1 pseudogene is annotated in these 893 nt (G+C 77.3%); it reads left to right on the forward strand.

Annotated elements, in window-relative coordinates:
* Positions 1 to 893 (forward strand): annotated as a pseudogene (locus MXD58_RS25765) (type I polyketide synthase); the annotation flags it as partial.

The raw sequence follows: 893 nt of genomic DNA on the forward strand, positions 1-893 counted from the left end.
GTGCAGGTGTTGGGGGCGTTGCGGGAGCGGTTCCCGCAGGCGCCGACGGTCGGTCCGGAGCAGCTCGCGGAACTGCGCACCCTGGACCAGATCACCGAGTACGTCACCGCTGCGGCGCCACCCGGGCCCGGTGCGGGCGGCGTCGCCGACGGGTCGGAGGCAGGTGGTGTCGACCCAAAAGCAGCTGAGCCGGCGTTCGCGCCGGCACCGCGCCGCGTCGTCCGACTGGTGACGCTGCCGCCCGTCGACCGCCTCGACCGGCCCTACGCCGACTCCCCGGTGGCCGTGGTCGCGCACTACCCGAGCGAAGACGCGCAGCCCCTCACCGAGGGCCTGCGCGCGCGCGGCTGGACGGTCCGCGCTGTCAACCTCGACGGCGCCGCGCCCGACGGCCCGGACGACGTGTCGCCGCTGCGCGCCGCGCTCGATGGCCGGGTCGACCTGTGCCTGACGCTGCTCACCCCCGGTGACGGCTGGGACCCCACGGTCGCCCGGCTCGCCGAGACCATCCAGATCGCCCGCCAGGCCCACGACCCGCTGACAGCGACCGCCGCGGGCGGCACCCGGGCCGCCTTCCTCACCCTGACCCGCCTCGACGGCGGGCTCGGGCACCACGGCTCGGCCGGGGTGGTCGCCTCGCTGCTCGGCGGGGTCGGCGGGGTGGTGAAGACCCTCGACGCGGAGGCACCCGCGCTGTTCTGCCGGGCCCTCGACGTCGCCCCCGGGCTCGACGCCCGCACGGTGCTCGACCTGCTCGACGCCGAGCTGCACGACACCGCTCGCGACACCCCGGAGGTCGGCCTCGACGCAACCGGCGCCCGCGTCGCGATCGTCCCCGGCCTGTTCGACCCGCACGCGCCGACGGCCGGCACCGCCGCGCCGCAGGGCTGCGC

This window comes from Frankia sp. AgKG'84/4 (assembly GCF_023242965.2).
Classification (GTDB): Bacteria; Actinomycetota; Actinomycetes; order Frankiales; family Frankiaceae; genus Frankia.